The organism is Superficieibacter sp. HKU1, assembly GCF_029319185.1.
Classification (GTDB): Bacteria; Pseudomonadota; Gammaproteobacteria; order Enterobacterales; family Enterobacteriaceae; genus Superficieibacter.
The window spans coordinates 4,684,877-4,703,871 of the sequence record NZ_CP119754.1 but is presented as its reverse complement, the minus strand read 5'-3'; the positions used below and the strand labels follow the sequence as shown (position 1 = coordinate 4,703,871).

The window sequence follows — 18,995 nt, the reverse complement described above, 5'->3', positions numbered from 1 at the left end:
ATACCTGACCACTGCTCGGTAACGTTAACGCCCTTTTGCCAGGTATTGCGCCATCTCGGCTTCCGGGACCATGCCGCCACCGGTGGCCCAGACCAGGTGAGTGGCGTTGTTGAACTGCTCTGTGCTGAAAGCGTGCACCTGCTGATACGCCGCTGAGCTGCAGATGCGCTGCGGACCAGCCATTCCCGCCAGTGCCGACGGTTCCAGATGAATCTCTTCTTCCTGCGCCAGCCAGCCCAGCATGTCGTACATTGCCTGATCGTCAAGCGTATACAGGCCATCGAGCAGCCGCTCCATTGCACGTCCTACAAAACCAGAGGCGCGCCCCACCGCCAGACCGTCAGCGGCCGTCAGGTTATCAATACCTATATCCTGCACGGAGATTTCATCGTGTAAGCCGGTATATACCCCCAGCAGCATACATGGCGAGTGAGTTGGCTCAGCAAAGAAGCAGTGGACGTTATCGCCAAATGCCAGCTTCAGGCCAAAGGCCACACCGCCAGGGCCACCGCCAACACCGCAGGGCAGATAGACAAACAGCGGGTGTCCGGCATCCACCACGCGTCCTTGTTGTGCGAACTGATCCTTCAGGCGCTGTCCGGCTACCGCATAACCTAAAAATAGCGTGCGCGAGTTTTCATCGTCGATGAAAAAGCAGTTTGCATCGGACTCTGCCGCTTTGCGGCCTTGCTCCACTGCCACGCCGTAATCTTCTTCGTATTCCACGACCGTTACACCGTGACTGCGCAGTTTGGCTTTTTTCCATGCCCGGGCATCAGCAGACATATGTACCGTGACCTTAAAGCCAATGCAGGCGCTCATTATACCAATTGACAGTCCGAGGTTACCGGTTGAGCCGACGGCGATACTGTACTGGCTAAAGAACCGTTTTAACGCTGGCGAAAGCAGCACGCTGTAGTCATCTTCAGTCGTTATCAGCCCCGCTTCCAGCGCCAGTTTTTCTGCGTGGGTCAGTACTTCATAGATACCGCCACGGGCTTTGATGGAACCGGAAATCGGCAGATGGCTGTCTTTTTTCAGCAGCATTTCGCCACTGATGTTTTGCCCATACTCTTGTTCCAGCCGTTTTTGCATGGCCGGTATGGCCACTACATCGGATTCGATAATTCCACCGGTGGCGGCCGTTTCCGGAAATGCTTTTGCCAGGTATGGCGCAAAACGGGTCAGGCGGGCATGAGCGGCTTTTACGTCCTGAGCCGTCAGGCCAACATACGGTAAACCTTCCGCAAGAGAGGTGGTTCCCGGATTAAACCAGGTTGTTTCTTTCAGGGCGACCAGATCCTCCACTAAAGGATACCGGGCGAGGAGTTTTTGCATGTTTTCCATAGGACGTCTCTTTGCGTTTAGATAATAAAGGAAAGCAGGAATGTGGCGGCCAGTGCAACGACCGACGCAATCAATGTTGCGGTTGTATAGTATTTAAATGTCTCATTAAGGGTTGCCCCGCAATACTGCTTCACCAGCCAGAAGAGAGAATCGGTGACGATAGTGCAGCCAATGGCACCAGAACCGATGGCAATGGCGATGATCTCCGGGCTAACGTTGGGATAGAGCGGCAGCATTGGCGCGACAATCGCCGTTGCGCCCATCATCGCCACCGTTGCGGAACCAACCGCTGCGTGCAAAATCAGCGCTACCAGCCAGGCCAGCAGAATGGGGTGCATATCCATATTAGAGAGGATCACCGCCAGAGTGTCCGCCAGTCCGCTGCTCTTCAGGATCGCATTGAATGCCCCTCCTGCGCCGATAATCAGCAGAATGTTAGCAATAGAGCCAAAGCCGTTTTCAGTATGAGTCAACAATATGCTCATACCCATATGCTGGCGCACGCCGAGAATGTAATAAGCAAAGAAGACGGCAATAAACATCGCGGTAATTGGGTTGCCGATAAACTCCAGCAGCGTATACAGCGCGCCGTCTTTAGCCATATTCAATTCAGCGACGGTTTTCACCAGCATCAGAGTGATGGGGAGCAGGACGGTGAACAATGCGGCGCTCAGCGATGGAAGCGTCTGTTCATCACGCACTTTCAGCGCGGCAAACTCTGCCGGTACCGGTTTGAACGGCAGACGGTTGCCGAGGCATTTCAGAAACAGTGGGCCGCCGATCAGCGAGGCCATCAGGCCAACCAGCACGCCGTAAACGATAACGGAACCGATATCCGCCCCCAGCTTATTCGCCACGAACAGCGCAGCCGGATGCGGTGGTACCACGCAGTGCACGGCCATCAGGGCGGTACACAGCGGAATTGCCAGCTTCAGCAGCGAAGTGTTGGTTTTTTTAGCGATGGAGAACGCCAGCGGGATCAGCAGAACCACCCCGACCTCAACGAACAGCGTGATCCCGCAAATCAGCCCCACCAGCACCATAATGACATCGGCGGAAAGCCAGCGGCAGCGCTGAAGTGTCAGACCAATGCGCTCCGCCGCGCCGGAAATTTCCATCATTTTGCCGAGAATAGTTCCGAGACCAATAACGGCGGCGAGGAAACCTAACGTTCCGCCGATCCCGTTTTCAATCGCATTGACCATCTCCAGCGGCCCCATGCCCATCATCGCGCCCACGAAGAAACTGGCGAGCAGTAGTGCCAGAAACGGGTGGAATTTGAACTTCACGATGGTCAGAACGATTAACACGATGCTTATTAACAGCGTGCTCACTACCCAGATTTGAGTGTGCATATCTCACCTTGCCCTGTGATTAACCTGCTCCTATTGGACAAAGTCCCGGCCAGTCTGACAAACGATATAAATCTCCGTTCACATGCGTCAGATTGAATCAAATAGGTGATTTACGTCGAATAATGGTGATAATTTGCGATGTGGTTCATTCTGGTTCATCTTTAAGCTGATTTTTACCGCGTCTTTTTTTACAATTCGGATAAAGTATCAGGGTGACAGAGGTGATTATGGATCCCCTTCGCGATGTCAGAAATCGCCTGCTTAACGGCTGGCAGTTATCAAAACTCTATACATTTGAGGTGGCGGCCAGACACCAGTCCTTTGCGCTGGCGGCTGATGAGCTGTCATTAAGTCCCAGTGCCATTAGTCATCGCATCAATCAGCTTGAAGAGGAGCTGGGCATCCAGCTGTTTGTTCGCTCCCATCGTAAAGTGGAACTTACCCATGAAGGCAAGCGGGTATTCTGGGCGCTGAAATCGTCGCTGGATACCTTGAATCAGGAAATCCTTGATATTAAAAATCAGGAGTTGTCCGGCACGCTGACGGTCTACTCGCGGCCCTCTATTGCTCAATGCTGGCTGGTACCGGCATTGGGCGATTTCACGCGTCGTTATCCCTCCATTTCGCTCACCATGCTGACCGGTAACGATAATGTCAATCTGCAACGTGCCGGGATCGATTTAGCCATCTATTTTGACGATGCGCCGTCGGCGCAGCTGACGCACCACTTTCTGATGGACGAAGAGATTCTGCCGGTATGCAGTCCCGAGTATGCCCGCCGCTTTGACTTAGCGGGTTTACTGCTCAATTTAGAACACTGCACCTTACTCCATGACCGACAGGCGTGGAGTAACGATTCGGGCACCGATGAGTGGCACAGTTGGGCACAGCATTTTGCGGTAAACCTGCCGACATCATCAGGTATTGGTTTCGATCGTTCTGATTTAGCGGTGATTGCCGCAATGAACCACATCGGTGTGGCGATGGGGCGTAAGCGGCTGGTGCAAAAACGCCTCGACAGCGGGGAGCTTATCGCGCCTTTTGGCGATATGGCGCTGAAATGCCACCAGCATTATTACATCACCACGCTACCCGGAAGGCAGTGGCCAAAAATCGAGGCGTTTGTTGGCTGGCTGCGGGAGCAGGCGAAACGTAGCAAAGCGTAATGGCCTTTTTTCAGGCCATATCGCCGTCACGCCCGCTTATACAGCGGCAGCCAAATCATCAGACGCAAACCGCCGAGCGGGCTGTCTTCCGCTTTAACCCAGCCGCGATGCTGCTGGATGGCGGTTTCAACAATTGCCAGTCCCAGCCCGGTGCCGCCTGATTCACGGTCGCGTGCTTCATCGGTACGATAGAACGGACGGAAAATCTGCTCCCGGTCTTCCGGACTGACGCCTGGGCCATCATCATCAACGGTGATGGTGATACCGTCTTTATCTACCGCAAAACCGACGGAAATGGTGGTATGCGAGTAGCGCAGGGCATTACGCACAATATTCTCCAGCGCGCTTTCCAGCGCGCTCGGGTTACCGTATAACGGCCACGGACCCGGCGGGTATTCGATAGTAAAGGATTTACCCATTTGCTCGGCTTCAAAGGCCGCGTTATCCAGTACCTCGCCCCACAACTGGTTGGCTTTCATCGTCTGGCTGACCAGCGCATTTTTTTGCTGGTTGCGCGACATGACCAGCAGATCGTTGATCATGCTGTCCAGCCGGTGCGCTTCGGTCTCAATACGCTCCAGTTCTTTACTCTCTCCGCTACGGCGACGCAGCAGGGCGGTGCCAAGCTGAAGACGCGTAAGAGGCGTGCGCAGCTCGTGGGAGATATCCGACAGCAGGCGCTGCTGGGTCGTCATCATACGTTCCAGCGCGGTCACCATCTGGTTAAAACTGGCCCCGGCTGCCTGAAACTCCTGCGGCCCGGCTTCCAGTTCCGGATGCTGGCGCAAATTGCCCTGCGCGACTTCATCCGCCGCATTTTTCAGCTTACGCGCAGGTCTTGCCAGACTCCATGCCAGCCACAGTAACAGCGGTGCGCTGACCAGCATCGTGACAATTAACAGCAGCAGCGGACGGTCAAACAGCAGGTTGATAAAATCGGACTGCGAACTGCTGGCGGGGCGGATCAGGTACAGCTGGTAATTATCTTCGCCGTCACGAATGGAGAACGGCCCGACCAGTTCGACCCGGCCATACTTTTTCTTCTGCGGCTGATCGGCATCATCCGACTGACCAATAAAGTTGCGGATGATCTGCATTTCATTGCGTTCAGCACCAATCACCCGGCCTTCGCTGGTCACAAGGACCAGACGCTGCCCCGGCGGGGCCCATTTGTCTATCGCACGAAACAGCCGACGCCACCACATCAAATCATTGGGCGGATCGTTGGCCAGTTCAGCTTCAACATGCTGCTCAATCATCACACCCTGACGCTGTTCGCTCTCCAGCAGCTCGGTCATCTGGCGCGAATCCAGCTTGGGTAACATCAGTACCAGCATCAATACCAGCGCCAGCGTGAGCCAGAAAATAGCAAAGATGCGGGCGGTCAGGCTTCCAATCATGAAGCGGAGACCATCAGATACCCACGGCCGCGCAGCGTTTTAAACCACGGATGCCCGTCTTTCCGCTCCGGCAGCTTACGCCGCAGGTTGGAGATGTGCATATCGATAGCGCGATCGAACGGCGTCAGGCGTTTACCGAGCACTTCCTGACTCAAATGCTCGCGGGAGACCACCTGGCCTAAATGCTGGGCCAGCAGATAGAGCAGGGTAAACTCGGTGCCGGTCAGCTCCAGCGTTTCACCGTCAAAGCTGGCTTCCTGACGCCCCGGATTCAGGCTCAGGCCATCGACTTCAACCGTCGGCGAACCGTTATCGCTATTTTGCTGCTGCTCGCTCCAGTGCGAACGGCGCAGGATAGCGCGGATACGCGCGACCAGTTCACGATCGTTAAACGGTTTGGGCAGATAGTCATCCGCGCCCAGTTCAAGGCCAAGCACGCGATCCAGCTCGCTACCGCGCGCGGTTAACATAATGACGGGCGTCTGGTGTGTCTGGCGTAGTTCTTTAAGCGTGTCGATACCGTTTTTCTTCGGCATCATCACGTCCAGTAAAAGCAGGTCTATGCTGTCATCAATCAACGTCAGCGCCTGTTCACCGTCGTGAGCCACTAAAACGTTAAAACCTTCCATGTCGAGCAGCTCTTTAAGTAATGACGTGAGCTCCCGATCATCATCAACCAACAGGATTTTATTCATTTTTTAAATACCTCCGAGGCAGAAATTACGTCATCGAAGCGCGCTAATCCATGACTTTACGTTGTTTTACACCGCCTGACGCTAGTTTTCAGCCTGAATCGTAGACTGTCTCTCGTGGAATCGCGAAACAAAGTTTGTGGGAGCAAGTGATGCGCAAAGTTACCGCTGCCGTCATGGCCTCTACGCTGGCATTTAGTGCGTTCAGCCAGGCAGGTGAAGCCATCGCAGGCGATAACTGGCACCAGACCGAAGGACTTACGCAGCGTAACAGCCAGCAGAGTCACATGTTTGACGGCATAAGTCTAACCGAGCGTCAGCGCCAACAAATGCGCGATCTGATGCAACAGGCAAGGCACGAGCAGCCGCCTGTTAATGTTAGCGAAATTGAGGCAATGCACCGCCTTATTACCGCAGAAAATTTTGATGAAAACGCTGTGCGCGCTCAGGCAGAGAAAATGGCGCAGGAGCAGGTAGCCCGGCAGGTCGAAATGGCCCGCGTGCGCAACCAGATGTTCCTTCTGTTAACGCCAGAGCAGCAAGCGGTTTTAAATGAAAAGCATCAACAACGGATGGCGCAGATGCGCGAGATTGCGCAACTTCAGCAAAGTCCTCCGTTAAAGCAGTTTAGTAGCAGTAAGTAGCATCCCAGTGACATACCCTGTTTTTCCTTGCCATAGACACCATCCCTGTCTTCCCCCTCATGATGAGGGGGTTTTTTTTGCCTGTTATTTACGCGAAAACGTAAAATGAACGTTGCATAGCATGGTGAAAATAAGTCAAAATAATAAGTTAAATCAATGAGTTATAATTATTTAATATATGTTAAAGGGATTTATTGATGGCTGGTATGGTTTTTTGTCGGGGCTGTGGAAAAGAAATACATGAAACGGCTAATGCGTGTCCACACTGTGGCGCATCTCAGGTCGCTAAGAGTTCAAAAAATCGTACCACGGCGATTTTATTGGCATTCTTTTTGGGCGCTTTCGGTGGGCATAAATTCTATCTGGGCAAAGTAGGCCTGGGGATTGTGTACCTGCTGTTCTTCTGGACGCTTATCCCGAGTATTGTAGCTTTTGTCGAACTTATCATATTGATCTGTATGTCTGACGACGAATTCGCCCGCAAGTATCCTTAATTCATTCTCCGTAAAGGCGGTTTACCGCCTTTTTCTTCCTGGCCTCGACGTGCGTTATACTACCCGAGGGTTAAGCAGGAGAATCTATGAACCATTCTTACGGCCAACTGGTCAGCCGCGCAGCCGTTGCCGCCACGGTAATGGCATCCTGTTTGTTAATTATCAAAATTTTCGCATGGTGGCATACCGGCTCGGTCAGCATTCTGGCTGCCCTGGTGGATTCACTGGTCGATATCGCAGCGTCGCTCACTAATCTGTGGGTGGTCCGCTACTCGTTGCAGCCAGCCGACGATGAACACACGTTTGGTCACGGCAAGGCCGAATCTCTGGCGGCACTGGCACAAAGTATGTTTATTTCCGGCTCCGCGCTGTTTCTTTTCCTCACCGGCATTCAGCATCTGGCAAGTCCGGAACCAATGAATGCGCCCGGTGTGGGGGTGGTAGTGACCATTATCGCGCTGATTAGCACGCTGATTTTAGTCACTTTTCAGCGCTGGGTGGTGCGAAAAACCCACAGTCAGGCAGTGCGTGCCGATATGCTTCATTATCAGTCTGATGTTATGATGAACGGAACCATTCTCATCGCCCTCGGTCTGTCATGGTATGGCTGGCACCGGGCGGACGCGCTGTTTGCGCTGGGGATTGGGGTTTATATCCTGTATAGCGCGTTACGTATGGGGTATGAAGCCGTACAGGCTCTGCTGGATCGCGCACTTCCTGATGCAGAGCGACAGGAAATTATTGAGACCGTCACCGCCTGGCCAGGCGTACGTGGCGCGCATGACCTACGAACGCGGCAGTCAGGGCCGACCCGCTTTATTCAGATTCATTTAGAAATGGACGACAATCTGCCGCTGTTTGAGGCGCATCTTGTGGCCGAACAGATTGAGCAGGCGCTTTTACTTCGTTTTCCGGGATCGGACGTCATCATTCACCAGGATCCTTGTTCGGTAGTACCGCAGGAAGAACAACGGCTTTGAGCTTTTTTCTTTCTTGTAAAAGTGTGGGCTGGATCGGCATTTTTTGTATAAATTAGCGCCGTTTGGTCTGACCTGAATCAATTCAGCAACAGAGGATTGATATACTATCGGCAGTATTCGTTACGTACTTCGGGTGAGCCTAAGTTCGTTTCCGGCATCAGATTTCATTTTGCATTCTAAGTTCAGAGGTAGTCATGATTAAGAAAATCGGTGTGTTGACAAGTGGCGGCGATGCGCCGGGCATGAACGCTGCGATTCGTGGCGTGGTCCGTGCAGCATTAACGGAAGGTCTGGAAGTCATGGGCGTTTATGATGGTTATCTGGGGCTATACGAAGATCGTATGATCCAGCTCGACCGCTATAGCGTTTCCGACATGATCAACCGCGGCGGTACTTTCCTGGGCTCCGCGCGTTTCCCGGAATTTCGTGAAGAACACATCCGTGCTGTGGCTATCGAGAACATGAAAAAGCGTGGCATTGATGCGCTGGTGGTTATCGGCGGTGACGGTTCGTACATGGGGGCAAAACGCCTGACTGAAATGGGCTTTCCGTGCATCGGCCTGCCGGGTACCATCGACAATGACATCAAAGGCACCGACTACACTATCGGTTACTTTACCGCGCTGGGCACCGTTGTTGAGGCGATTGACCGCCTGCGCGATACCTCCTCTTCTCACCAGCGTATTTCCATCGTTGAAGTGATGGGCCGTTATTGCGGCGACCTGACGCTGGCTGCTGCCATCGCCGGTGGCTGTGAGTTTGTGATGGTGCCGGAAGTGGAATTCAGCCGCGATGACCTGGTCGCCGAAATTAAAGCGGGCATCGCGAAAGGTAAAAAACACGCTATCGTCGCCATCACCGAGCATATGTGTGATATCCACGAGCTGGCGGATTACATTGAGAAAGAAACCCACCGTGAAACCCGTGCGACCGTTCTGGGCCACATTCAGCGCGGCGGTTCTCCGGTACCTTATGACCGTATCCTGGCGTCCCGCATGGGCGCGTATGCTATCGACCTGCTGCTTCAGGGCCACGGCGGACGTTGTGTTGGTATCCAGAACGAAAAACTGGTTCACCATGACATTATCGACGCTATTGAGAACATGAAGCGCCCGTTCAAAGGCGACTGGCTGGATACGGCGAAGAAGCTGTACTAAGTGGGTTGAATGCCGGGTGGCGGCTGCGCCTTACCCGGCCTACCATGCTTGCTATATCAGCAGGTTATGTATTTCCCGTAGGCCTGTGCAAGCGAAGCGCCGCCAGGCAAGGGTTCCACCGCGCTACGTAGAGAGAAGTCAGAAGGGAAGGGAAACCTTCCCTTTTTCTTTGGCAGGAGAACTACTCGATATCCAGCGCGTCTTCCGACAGGATAATACCGGTATTGTCGGCGTAAAGATGGTCGCCGGAGAAGAAGGTGACGCCGCCAAAATTGACGCGCACGTCGCTTTCGCCAATGCCTTCACCCGTCGCACCTGCCGGAATGGCGGCGATAGCCTGAATGCCGATGTCCAGTTCTTCGAGATCGTCGACCTGACGTACCGAACCGTACACCACAATGCCTTCCCATTCATTTTGCGCAGCGGTACGGGCAAGATCCGCATCGATTAACGCGCGACGCACAGAACCACCGCCGTCGACCAGCAGTACCCGGCCACGACCATTCTGTTCGAGCAGATCGTACAGCAACCCGTTATCCTCGAAACATTTCACCGTGGTGATTTGACCACCAAACGACGGGCGACCCCCAAAGTTGGAGAAGAGCGGTTCCACGACGTTGACATCTTCCTGGTAGATGTCACAAAGTTCGGAAGTATCGTATTTCATAGGCTTAACGTTCCGTTGCTGCGAGAACCTTCAGTATATCGCGCCAGATGCGCTGTTGGCAAAATCAACAATTGTTAATTGATATTTGTCAGTTAATTCATCGTCTGGCTCAGGATAATCCCAACCACAAACAGCAGGTTAGTCAGCAGCGCGCCTTTTACGGTACGTTCCAGCATCGGGCGCATCGCCAGAGGATCGCGCTCGCGCATGACGTAGCGAGCCTGCCTGAACAGCATGGGTGCCGCCAGAATAAACAGCCAGCCCCACAGGCTGTGCAGTGAAATCAGGTTGAACAGGGCGAGGCAAATCAGTGCGCCAAACAGCAGCACGCTATGGTAGCGCCGCGCATTGACGGGCCCCAGACGTACTACCAGCGTGTTTTTACCATTCTCCCGATCGCTGGTAATGTCGCGCAGATTGTTGATATTCAGGACCGCCGTCGCCAGCAGACCGCAGGCGGTAGCAGGCAGGATAATAGCCGGGATCAGACTGTGCGCCTGAAGATACCAGCTGCCCATCACGCTCAGCCAGCCAAAGAAAATCAGCACCGAGATATCACCCAGACCGATATAGCCATAAGGGCGATTGCCCATGGTATAGGTGATGGCGGCGATAATAGAGAGGCAGCCCAGCACCAGGAAGCCGATAAAATCGGCCATCGTCTGATAAGCCATCGCGACCAGTGCCAGCCCGGATACACAGGTAAGCACAATAGTGATAACCAGCGCGCGCTTCATCTGTTGCTGAGTAATGGCGCCTTTTTGCATACCGCGCAGCGGACCAATGCGATCGGGCTTGTCGCTGCCTTTGACCGCGTCGCCATAATCATTCGCCAGATTGGAGAGAATTTGCAGTAGTCCGGCGGTGACCAGCGCCATGATGGCAACCAGCGGATCAAAATGGCCCTGCCACCAGGCCAGCGCAGTCCCTACCACGATAGCGCTAAAGGCCAGCGGGAGCGTTTTAGGTCGCAGGCTTTCCAGCCATGCCTGGGTCGGACTCAAAGGTTGTTCAGTCATAATTCCGGCTAATAAAAATGGGGCTTATACCCGTCATACTTCAGGTCGCAGGTGCGTTGGCTACGTTCGCTCACTCTAGTCACATAGTTATCTATGCTCCTGGAGATTCGCTCTCTTGCCGCCTTCCTGCAACCCGAATTATTTTGGGTATCGTAGCCCCATCTGAAGTGATGAAAACGTATTGAGCACGATTATAAGATAAAACGGCTCAGATCTTCATCTGCCACTAAAGCATCGAGATGTTTACTTACATAGTCTGCATCGATAGCGATCGTTTCACCGTTCAGATCGCTGGCGTCATAGGAAATATCTTCCATTAAACGCTCCAGAACGGTATGCAGACGACGTGCGCCGATGTTTTCGGTGGTTTCGTTCACCTGCCAGGCCGCCTGAGCGATACGCTTGATGCCGTCGTCGGTAAACTCAATGTTGACGCCTTCAGTTGCCATCAGCGCTTTGTACTGCACGGTGACGGAGGCATTTGGCTCGGTCAGAATGCGCTCGAAATCGCCGGTGGTCAGCGCCTGCAGCTCAACGCGGATTGGCAGACGCCCCTGCAATTCCGGGATCAGATCGGATGGTTTAGCCACCTGGAATGCGCCGGAAGCGATAAACAGGATATGGTCAGTTTTAACCATCCCGTGCTTCGTGGATACGGTGCAACCTTCCACCAGCGGCAGCAGGTCACGCTGAACGCCTTCACGGGAAACATCCGGACCGTTGGACTCGCCGCGCTTACAGATTTTGTCGATTTCGTCGATAAACACAATGCCGTGCTGTTCAACGGCGTCAATGGCTTCCTGTTTCAGCTCTTCCGGGTTAACCAGCTTCGCCGCTTCTTCTTCAATCAGCAGCTTCATTGCTTCTTTGATTTTCAGCTTCCGCGCTTTTTGCTTCTGGCCGCCGAGGTTCTGGAACATCGACTGCAGCTGGCTGGTCATCTCTTCCATTCCCGGAGGTGCCATAATTTCAACGCCCATCGGTGCGGCAGCGAGATCGATCTCGATTTCTTTATCGTCGAGCTGGCCTTCACGCAGTTTTTTGCGAAATGCCTGACGCGCGGCGGATGGCTCAGCCTGTTGTTCTGCCTGTCCCCAGTTGTTTTTCGCCGGTGGGATCAGCACGTCGAGAATACGCTCTTCCGCCATCTCTTCAGCGCGAAAACGGTTTTTCTCGATGGATTGAACGCGGACCATTTTGATCGCCGAATCGGTCAAATCGCGGATAATCGAATCCACTTCTTTACCAACATAGCCAACTTCTGTGAATTTAGTCGCTTCCACCTTGATGAACGGCGCATTGGCCAGCTTAGCCAGACGGCGGGCGATTTCGGTTTTACCCACGCCGGTCGGGCCGATCATCAGAATATTTTTCGGGGTGACTTCGTGACGCAGATCTTCATCAAGCTGCATACGACGCCAGCGGTTACGTAATGCGATAGCCACTGAACGCTTGGCCGCGTCCTGTCCAATGATATGTTTGTTCAGTTCGCTGACAATTTCGCGTGGGGTCATTTCAGACATGGGTGATCCTTACGCCTTAGACGGCAATTCTTCAATAGTGTGGAAGTGGTTGGTGTAGATGCATATGTCGCCTGCAATCCCCAACGCTTTCTCCGCAATGTCACGTGCGCCAAGCTCGGTATTTTCCAGCAGAGCGCGAGCCGCAGCCTGCGCATAAGGGCCACCAGAGCCAATCGCAATCAAATCATTTTCTGGCTGAACGACGTCGCCATTACCGGTGATGATCAGGGAGGCGTTTTCATCGGCGACCGCCAGCAGCGCTTCAAGTTTGCGCAGCATACGGTCGGTACGCCAGTCTTTCGCCAGCTCAACGGCTGCCTTGACCAGATGACCCTGATGCATTTCCAGCTTACGTTCAAAGAGTTCAAAGAGCGTGAAGGCATCGGCGGTGCCGCCGGCAAAGCCCGCGATGACTTTGTCGTTGTAAAGACGACGTACTTTTTTGACATTGCCTTTCATTACGGTGTTGCCGAGCGTGGCCTGGCCATCACCAGCAATGACCACATGGCCGTTACGGCGTACGCTTACTATTGTTGTCACGAGATGCCCCCCTGGGTGCAAAAGCGGAATATGCGCCCCGCAGGTTCGCGGGGCTGAATGGAATTATAGATGGGGGGGATTTTGGGGGTTTCAACCCCTGACGGCGACGCGAATACAGTTTGCGTGACCGGCCATCTTCAGACGATTAAGCATACCGTCTGCGTTGTCTTTGCCTTTCACCGGGCCAATCACGACCCGATTAATGCCGTTACTGTTGGTAATGTGAGAGTCAAAACCTTCAAACGCCAGTTGCGCACGTACGGTCTCTGCTTGCTCAGCACCTTTAAACGCGCCGCACTGCATCAACCAGCGACGATCGTCTTTTTTCTCCGCCGTCTGCGCAGGCGCTTCCGCTTCGCGGGTCGCCGGGGTAGCTGGCTGAGTTTTAGGCTGCGTAGAATTGGTATGCGCTGGCGTCTGGATCAGATCCTGATACGGCTGCTGCGATGTCGTTTGCTTCGGCGGCTGGCTTTGACGTGGTTGCTGAACCGGCTGCTCGGTGACACGAGGCTGCGTGCGCGTCTGCTGTGCAGGCTGCGTGTTCGACCATTGCTGTTGCTGCTGTTGAGCCTGTACCTGCCGCTGACGCTCAAGCGTTTGCTGACGCTGAGCCGGCGTCTGTTCGTTCCATGGGGCTTCATTAAGCTGTGTCGGCTGCTGGCGCATATCGGCCTGCATCTGCTCCAGCAGCTGGCGTTGTTCGTCCGTCAGCTGGTCTGGATTTTTTACCTCACCGCCTGCTGAGGGTTCAGTAGGCGTGCGGATGCCGGGCTGACGACTCTCCAGCTCTTTAATGTATTTCCAGCGTTCCTCAGGCTTAGGCGGCAGGCCGTTACCAGTCACCTGATGCCCCTGAAGCGCTTCTGATTCTTCTTTTTTATGATGGGTAATAAAGTACAGTCCACCGATAAAGGCAACCAGTACCGCCGCCGCAATGGCGACCATTGCTGGCGAAACTGCAGGCAGATTCCGTTGCTTTTTCCGTGATGTGCTCTTTTTGCGCCGCGAAGAAGCCGGTTGGCTGCGGCGTACATAATCTCGTTGTGCCACTATCGTTTCGCTGTATTTATTTGTTATCAGTCCGCCATGTTACTTAAGCGGCGGCCCTTTGACCAGACAGGGGAGTCTTAAAGCAGGTTTACTTTAAGACAATATATTACCCGTACTGCCACGTATAATCAGTTCACAATCCAGTAAGCGCGAACCACTGCTGACATTTTGTCCGTGTAATTGATCGAGCAGAAGCAACATGGCTTCCCGCCCAATCTCAAAACGCGGCTGCGAAACGGTGGTCAGCGGGGGATCGCAGAACTCAGACAGCGAGATATTATCAAAACCGATAATCGACAGATCCTGCGGAACACGTAATCCCTGACGTTTGGCCCAGGATAGCGCACCCAGCGCCATCACATCACTATGGCAGAAGACGGCAGTTGGCGGTTTTGGCAGGGCCAGAAGCTGCTCCAGCGCCCTGGCTCCGGCTTCATAGGTAAAATTGCCGCGAGCGATGTAATGCGGGTCAACGGTAATTCCGCTGCGGCGCAGCGCCTGAACATAGCCCTGTAACCGATAATGGCACAGCGGCATCTCTTCCGGCCCGGCAATGCAGCCGATGCGCTGATGACCCAGATCGTGAAGATAGTTTACGGCGTCAAAGGCAGCGGTCAGATTATCAATATGTACCGTTGGCAGTTCCAGTTCAGGAGCGAATTCATTCGCCATCACCATCGGCGGCAGATTGCGCTGCTCTTCAATACTGGCGTCGAACGGCAGCTTTGACCCGAGCAATAGCATGCCGTCGATCTGTTTAGTGATAATCAGATCGATAAAGGTTTTTTCCTGCTGGTTCTGGTGCGCGCAATCGCCAATCAGCACCAGATAACCCTGTTCGGCGGCGGTGATTTCAATACCGCGGATGATCTCGCTAAAAAACGGATCGCAAATATCCGGAACAATGACCAGCAGGGTACGTGACTCATTACGCCGGGTATTGCGGCCAACCGCCTGAGGGTAATAGCCCACGTCAATCGCCGCCTGCTCGACCCGGTTACGGGTAGACTGAGACACTTTTTCCGGGTTCATCAACGCCCGCGACACTGTCGCCGTCGACACTTTTGCTTTTAGAGCCACATCCTTCATCGTCGCCGAAGCAACCGCTTTCCTGGTCTTCACCTCTTCTCTCCTCGCAGACGCCGCGCAGGCACAGAGACGTCCTCTGTCTCTGACATCACCCACATTTTTATCAGATAGTTATCTGAAGAGTTACAGAAATTTCATGAAAAGTGTGATGAACATTAAATTTCTCGATCCGCCTCGCATCGTTGTGGATTACCCCTCAATCGGATCGACATCAAGCACCCATTTTACCCGTCGTGATTCTGGCAGCGTGTTGATCAACGCCAGTGTCCCACTGACCACCTGTTGCAGGCGCACGCGCGACGGATGTTGCAGCAGAATTTGCCAGCGATAGCGCCCGCCGCGTTTAGGGGCGAGCGCCGGGACTGGGCCAAGGATCCATAGCTTATCGTCGGCCAGCGGACTGGCCTGTAACAAATTGCGCAACTGCTGCAGGAAAACGGGAGCCTGCTGGTTATTGTGGTCCTCTGCACGGATCAGGACGTGACTGGTCCACGGCGGCAATTGCATTGTCTGACGTTCCGCCAGCGCCTGCTGTGCAAAGGCGTCATAACCCTGATGCAGCAGCGTCTGTAATAAAGGATGCTCCGGATGGTGGGTTTGCAGGATCACTTCACCCTGTTTCCCGGCACGTCCCGCGCGCCCTGACACTTGCGTATAAAGCTGGGCGAAGCGTTCTGCGGAGCGGAAATCCGCCGAGAACAGCGCGCCATCGACGTCCAGCAGCGCCACCAGCGTGACGTCGGGGAAGTGATGCCCTTTCGCCAGCATCTGCGTGCCAATCAAAATGCGTGCGCCGCCGCGATGCACCTCGGCCAGATATTGCTCCAGCGCGCCTTTGCGGCTGGTGGTGTCGCGATCGATACGCGAAATAGGCACGCCGTCAAATAGCGGTGTCAGCGCCTGTTCAAGCTGCTCAGTGCCCATTCCTACCGGCACCAGATGCGTCGAGCCGCAGGAAGGACACTGGCGCGGGATGGGCCGCTGGCTGTCACAATGGTGGCAGCGTAAATGATGCTGCGCCTGATGCAGAGTGTAGTAATGATCGCAACGCGGACATTCGGCGATCCATCCGCAGTCGTGGCACAGCAGCGCCGGGGCAAATCCCCGACGATTGAGAAACAGGATCACCTGGTTATCGGCCTGCAGATGCTGGCGCATACGGGCGATAAGCGCCGGAGATAGTCCTGCCTGAAGCTGCTGGCCTTTTAAGTCGAGCACGTGCTGACTGGCGGGTCGCGCGTTACCGGCGCGGCGCGTTAGCTGGAGCTGGCGGTACTTTTTCTGCCGCACGTTGTGCAATGTCTCCAGCGCAGGCGTCGCGGAGCCGAGGATAATCGGGATTTGCTCGCTGTGCGCCCGATACACGGCCAAATCGCGCGCATGGTAGCGCCAGCCTTCCTGCTGTTTATAGGAGCTGTCATGCTCTTCATCAATGACAATCACGCCGAGGTTTTTAAACGGCGTAAACAGCGACGAGCGGGTGCCGATGACAATCGCCGCCTCGCCGTTTTTTGCTTTCAGCCAGGCGGACAGGCGCTCGCTGTCGTTAAGCGCCGAGTGCAGCACTTCAACCGGGGCGTTAAAGCGCTCGCGAAAGCGGGCGATAGTCTGCGGCGTGAGGCCAATCTCCGGCACCATCACCAGCGCCTGCTTACCCTGGGCCAGCACGTTCTCCAGTACGCTCAGATACACTTCTGTTTTACCGGAGCCGGTAACGCCCGCCAGCAGCCAGGCGGAGAAGCTGTCCGACGCGCTGTGGATTGCGCCGACGGCGGTAGCCTGCTCGGTATTGAGCCGCAGACGCTCGCCTGTCACCGCGTAACCAGTACGCCAGTCGCTCAGGGCGGGCGCTTCGCTGCTCAGTTCGCTCAGCCCTTTCGTGCGCAGCGCCTGCAAGGTTGCATCGTTAAATTCCAGCCCGGCAACCTGATGCCGCCAGATTTTCCCCTGGCGCAGCGCTGCCAGCGCCTGCTGCTGTTTTGGCGAGCGTTTCAGGCTATTAATATCGACCGCCTGTCCCTGCTCGGTGGCAAACCAGTACCATAGCGGCGCGGCGCTGGCGGGTTTCCCCTGGCGCAGGAGAATGGGCAGAGCGTGAAAAAGCACGTCGCCAACGGGATGATGATAATAATCTGCCGCCCAAAGTAACAAACGCCAGACGGAGGTGGAAAACACCGGCTCGCTATCCAGCACCTCGACCACCGCCTTTAGGTCGTTAAGCGGCAGTTCGCTTTTCTCACTGACCGATACCACAATCCCGACGCGCTCCTGCTGCTTGCCAAACGGCACGCGCACGCGACAGCCCGCCTTTACCGACATCTCTTCCGGCAGAAGATAGTCAAAAGTGCGGGGCAGCGGAACGGGCAGCGCAACGTGAGCAACGGGCATAACATCATCCTGACTTGAAAACTGGCGGGATAGTATACACATTGTATGAGGCGGCGAGCGGATCAGTTTGCATACGCTGGTTAAATTCTGTATGATTCGCCCCCTTTGATGCGCTAATTGTGTATCAAAACAACTACCATTAACATCGCGTGGTGTCTGGCGTTAGGGCTGGAAGAGCGACGCGGCCTTAAACTGAGGTTTTCCATGAAAAAAGATATTCACCCGAATTACGTAGAAATTACTGCAAACTGCTCTTGCGGTAATGTGATCAAAACCCGCTCTACCGTGGGCCACGATCTGAACCTGGACGTGTGCAGCAAATGCCACCCGTTCTTCACTGGCAAGCAGCGTGACGTTGCTACCGGTGGCCGTGTTGACCGCTTCAACAAGCGTTTCAGCCTGCCGACCAGCAAGTAAGTTTTGCTGTCAGAAAAAAGCGCCGCAAGGCGCTTTTTTTGTCTCTGCATTTCCCTGTCCGCCGACGATTTATCCTTTGGTGTATAATAAGTGTTATAAAAAAAGTATTAATTTATACAAATGAAACACTGTTCCTCATTTAATGATAAATTGTTTTTATTGTTGATCTACGTCTTTTCAATCTTTCATTTTCTGCCATCAATTTCATTTTTTGGCAAAATTGAAAAGGTTTTCATCATTACTCTGCCCTAGACTTCCTGACGCTCCTTAAACCAATTATCAAACCTAAAAGTTTCGCTGCGGTTTTCATATTGATGAAACTCACAGGTTCATTCTATTGCTGGGATCTCATTTTTGAGAGGGTTTGTCATGAAGTCAAAATATGCCTTATTACTTATTCCATTATTATCCTGTGCCGCTCATGCTGGATACGTCGATTACCGCCATGAATATTATGATGACGGGCGTAACTATGACCGTGTTTATATGTCGCACCGTTTTGCGACAGGTTTCGGGGTTGCCGTAGAAGCCATTTCTCGTTCCGATGATGCGCAATCCAATAGCGCATGGAACAATATGGAAAGTAACGGCAACGAGTATACGGCAAGCTACCAGGTTACCCGGCAGGATCTGGTCTGGCAGCCTGGTATCGCGGTTGAAACAGGCGATAACATCACGATTTATAAGCCTTATATCCGCGTTCAGTACAACATCAATGACCAATGGTGGACCGCCTTCCGCTATCGTCAGGAGTACGCGCGCAGAAATGCGGATGGTAAAGATGACCGTATGGTTTACCGCCCTGAAGCCTGGCTCGGCTATAACGTGGCTGACTGGATGTTTGAGCTGAACGGTATTTATAAAATCGCCGATAGCGAAGATTTATATAATAACAAAAAAGAAGATTATGAACTTAACTTCCGCGTGGCCCATAAATTTGGTTCATGGGTGCCCTTTGCTGAAATTGGTAATGTCTCTTCAGGCTATAACACCACTACCACGGATGACCGTCAAACCCGTTATCGCGTAGGTATTGGCTATAACTTCTGACCGTTCATGTAATTGCT

18 protein-coding genes are annotated in these 18,995 nt (G+C 53.8%); 7 read left to right on the top strand and 11 right to left on the bottom strand.

What is annotated here, in order from left to right:
• Nucleotides 1–24: 24 nt before the first annotated feature.
• The gene (dsdA, locus tag P0H77_RS22395) at nucleotides 25–1,347 is read right to left on the bottom strand and encodes a D-serine ammonia-lyase (protein WP_276159772.1); all 1,323 of its coding nucleotides are present in this window, start codon (nucleotides 1,345–1,347) and stop codon (nucleotides 25–27) included.
• A gap of 17 nt (nucleotides 1,348–1,364) precedes the next feature.
• Nucleotides 1,365–2,702 (bottom strand): D-serine transporter DsdX, encoded by a 1,338-nt coding sequence (dsdX, locus tag P0H77_RS22390; RefSeq protein WP_276159771.1) that lies wholly within the window; start codon nucleotides 2,700–2,702, stop codon nucleotides 1,365–1,367.
• Between the two features lie 227 nt (nucleotides 2,703–2,929).
• Here dsdX and dsdC point away from each other — a divergent pair, with 227 nt between their 5' ends.
• The gene (dsdC, locus tag P0H77_RS22385; protein WP_276159770.1) at nucleotides 2,930–3,868 is read left to right on the top strand and encodes a DNA-binding transcriptional regulator DsdC; all 939 of its coding nucleotides are present in this window, start codon (nucleotides 2,930–2,932) and stop codon (nucleotides 3,866–3,868) included.
• Nucleotides 3,869–3,894: 26 nt separating this feature from the next.
• Here dsdC and cpxA read toward each other — a convergent pair whose 3' ends face one another.
• Together cpxA and cpxR are read right to left on the bottom strand one after the other, a co-directional pair.
• Nucleotides 3,895–5,268, bottom strand: a complete 1,374-nt coding sequence (cpxA, locus tag P0H77_RS22380) for an envelope stress sensor histidine kinase CpxA (protein WP_276159769.1) — start codon at nucleotides 5,266–5,268, stop codon at nucleotides 3,895–3,897.
• Complete coding sequence (cpxR, locus tag P0H77_RS22375) at nucleotides 5,265–5,963, bottom strand: envelope stress response regulator transcription factor CpxR (RefSeq protein ID WP_103676845.1); 699 nt, start codon at nucleotides 5,961–5,963, stop codon at nucleotides 5,265–5,267. The genes cpxA and cpxR overlap by 4 nt, the downstream gene beginning before the upstream one ends.
• Before the next feature lie 149 nt (nucleotides 5,964–6,112).
• Here cpxR and cpxP point away from each other — a divergent pair, with 149 nt between their 5' ends.
• From cpxP to pfkA, 4 genes are all read left to right on the top strand, one after another.
• Entirely contained in the window at nucleotides 6,113–6,604 is a 492-nt protein-coding gene (gene cpxP, locus P0H77_RS22370; RefSeq protein WP_276159768.1) for a cell-envelope stress modulator CpxP, read from the top strand.
• A gap of 197 nt (nucleotides 6,605–6,801) precedes the next feature.
• Nucleotides 6,802–7,098, top strand: coding sequence for a TM2 domain-containing protein (locus tag P0H77_RS22365; protein ID WP_276159767.1), 297 nt, complete (start codon nucleotides 6,802–6,804; stop codon nucleotides 7,096–7,098).
• Nucleotides 7,099–7,184: 86 nt separating this feature from the next.
• A complete protein-coding gene (gene fieF / locus P0H77_RS22360) occupies nucleotides 7,185–8,078 on the top strand; it encodes a CDF family cation-efflux transporter FieF (RefSeq protein WP_276159765.1) in 894 nt (297 codons plus the stop codon).
• A 194-nt stretch (nucleotides 8,079–8,272) separates the two neighbouring features.
• Complete coding sequence (gene pfkA / locus P0H77_RS22355) at nucleotides 8,273–9,235, top strand: 6-phosphofructokinase (protein WP_276159752.1); 963 nt, start codon at nucleotides 8,273–8,275, stop codon at nucleotides 9,233–9,235.
• A gap of 181 nt (nucleotides 9,236–9,416) precedes the next feature.
• On the opposite strand, the gene rraA is transcribed toward pfkA, so the two are convergent.
• The 7 genes from rraA to priA all read right to left on the bottom strand — a co-directional run bounded on the left by rraA (nucleotide 9,417) and on the right by priA (nucleotide 17,511).
• On the bottom strand, nucleotides 9,417–9,902 hold the full coding sequence (gene rraA / locus P0H77_RS22350) for a ribonuclease E activity regulator RraA (protein ID WP_176919644.1): 486 nt from the start codon (nucleotides 9,900–9,902) through the stop codon (nucleotides 9,417–9,419).
• A gap of 92 nt (nucleotides 9,903–9,994) precedes the next feature.
• Complete coding sequence (gene menA / locus P0H77_RS22345) at nucleotides 9,995–10,921, bottom strand: 1,4-dihydroxy-2-naphthoate polyprenyltransferase (RefSeq protein WP_276159736.1); 927 nt, start codon at nucleotides 10,919–10,921, stop codon at nucleotides 9,995–9,997.
• Between the two features lie 191 nt (nucleotides 10,922–11,112).
• Complete coding sequence (gene hslU, locus P0H77_RS22340) at nucleotides 11,113–12,444, bottom strand: HslU--HslV peptidase ATPase subunit (protein ID WP_276159732.1); 1,332 nt, start codon at nucleotides 12,442–12,444, stop codon at nucleotides 11,113–11,115.
• Nucleotides 12,445–12,453: 9 nt separating this feature from the next.
• Nucleotides 12,454–12,984, bottom strand: a complete 531-nt coding sequence (gene hslV / locus P0H77_RS22335; RefSeq protein WP_049839591.1) for an ATP-dependent protease subunit HslV — start codon at nucleotides 12,982–12,984, stop codon at nucleotides 12,454–12,456.
• Between the two features lie 90 nt (nucleotides 12,985–13,074).
• A complete protein-coding gene (ftsN, locus tag P0H77_RS22330) occupies nucleotides 13,075–14,034 on the bottom strand; it encodes a cell division protein FtsN (protein WP_276159727.1) in 960 nt (319 codons plus the stop codon).
• A 93-nt stretch (nucleotides 14,035–14,127) separates the two neighbouring features.
• Nucleotides 14,128–15,156 carry a DNA-binding transcriptional regulator CytR gene (gene cytR / locus P0H77_RS22325; protein WP_276159726.1) on the bottom strand — a complete coding sequence of 343 codons (1,029 nt, stop codon included), beginning with the start codon at nucleotides 15,154–15,156 and terminating at the stop codon, nucleotides 14,128–14,130.
• 156 nt (nucleotides 15,157–15,312) lie between these two features.
• Complete coding sequence (gene priA, locus P0H77_RS22320) at nucleotides 15,313–17,511, bottom strand: primosomal protein N' (protein WP_276159725.1); 2,199 nt, start codon at nucleotides 17,509–17,511, stop codon at nucleotides 15,313–15,315.
• Between the two features lie 204 nt (nucleotides 17,512–17,715).
• Here priA and rpmE point away from each other — a divergent pair, with 204 nt between their 5' ends.
• On the top strand, nucleotides 17,716–17,928 hold the full coding sequence (gene rpmE, locus P0H77_RS22315; protein ID WP_276159724.1) for a 50S ribosomal protein L31: 213 nt from the start codon (nucleotides 17,716–17,718) through the stop codon (nucleotides 17,926–17,928).
• A gap of 369 nt (nucleotides 17,929–18,297) precedes the next feature.
• Entirely contained in the window at nucleotides 18,298–18,978 is a 681-nt protein-coding gene (locus P0H77_RS22310; RefSeq protein WP_276159723.1) for an oligogalacturonate-specific porin KdgM family protein, read from the top strand.
• Nucleotides 18,979–18,995: the final 17 nt, after the last annotated feature.

What these genes read in the sequence shown, in the direction of transcription:
- dsdA (WP_276159772.1), bottom strand. Translation starts at nt 1,347, where the DNA reads ATGGAAAACATGCAAAAACTCCTCGCCCGGTATCCTTTAGTGGAGGAT.
- dsdX (WP_276159771.1), bottom strand. Translation starts at nt 2,702, where the DNA reads ATGCACACTCAAATCTGGGTAGTGAGCACGCTGTTAATAAGCATCGTG.
- dsdC (WP_276159770.1), top strand. Translation starts at nt 2,930, where the DNA reads ATGGATCCCCTTCGCGATGTCAGAAATCGCCTGCTTAACGGCTGGCAG.
- cpxA (WP_276159769.1), bottom strand. Translation starts at nt 5,268, where the DNA reads ATGATTGGAAGCCTGACCGCCCGCATCTTTGCTATTTTCTGGCTCACG.
- cpxR (WP_103676845.1), bottom strand. Translation starts at nt 5,963, where the DNA reads ATGAATAAAATCCTGTTGGTTGATGATGATCGGGAGCTCACGTCATTA.
- cpxP (WP_276159768.1), top strand. Translation starts at nt 6,113, where the DNA reads ATGCGCAAAGTTACCGCTGCCGTCATGGCCTCTACGCTGGCATTTAGT.
- P0H77_RS22365 (WP_276159767.1), top strand. Translation starts at nt 6,802, where the DNA reads ATGGCTGGTATGGTTTTTTGTCGGGGCTGTGGAAAAGAAATACATGAA.
- fieF (WP_276159765.1), top strand. Translation starts at nt 7,185, where the DNA reads ATGAACCATTCTTACGGCCAACTGGTCAGCCGCGCAGCCGTTGCCGCC.
- pfkA (WP_276159752.1), top strand. Translation starts at nt 8,273, where the DNA reads ATGATTAAGAAAATCGGTGTGTTGACAAGTGGCGGCGATGCGCCGGGC.
- rraA (WP_176919644.1), bottom strand. Translation starts at nt 9,902, where the DNA reads ATGAAATACGATACTTCCGAACTTTGTGACATCTACCAGGAAGATGTC.
- menA (WP_276159736.1), bottom strand. Translation starts at nt 10,921, where the DNA reads ATGACTGAACAACCTTTGAGTCCGACCCAGGCATGGCTGGAAAGCCTG.
- hslU (WP_276159732.1), bottom strand. Translation starts at nt 12,444, where the DNA reads ATGTCTGAAATGACCCCACGCGAAATTGTCAGCGAACTGAACAAACAT.
- priA (WP_276159725.1), bottom strand. Translation starts at nt 17,511, where the DNA reads ATGCCCGTTGCTCACGTTGCGCTGCCCGTTCCGCTGCCCCGCACTTTT.
- rpmE (WP_276159724.1), top strand. Translation starts at nt 17,716, where the DNA reads ATGAAAAAAGATATTCACCCGAATTACGTAGAAATTACTGCAAACTGC.
- P0H77_RS22310 (WP_276159723.1), top strand. Translation starts at nt 18,298, where the DNA reads ATGAAGTCAAAATATGCCTTATTACTTATTCCATTATTATCCTGTGCC.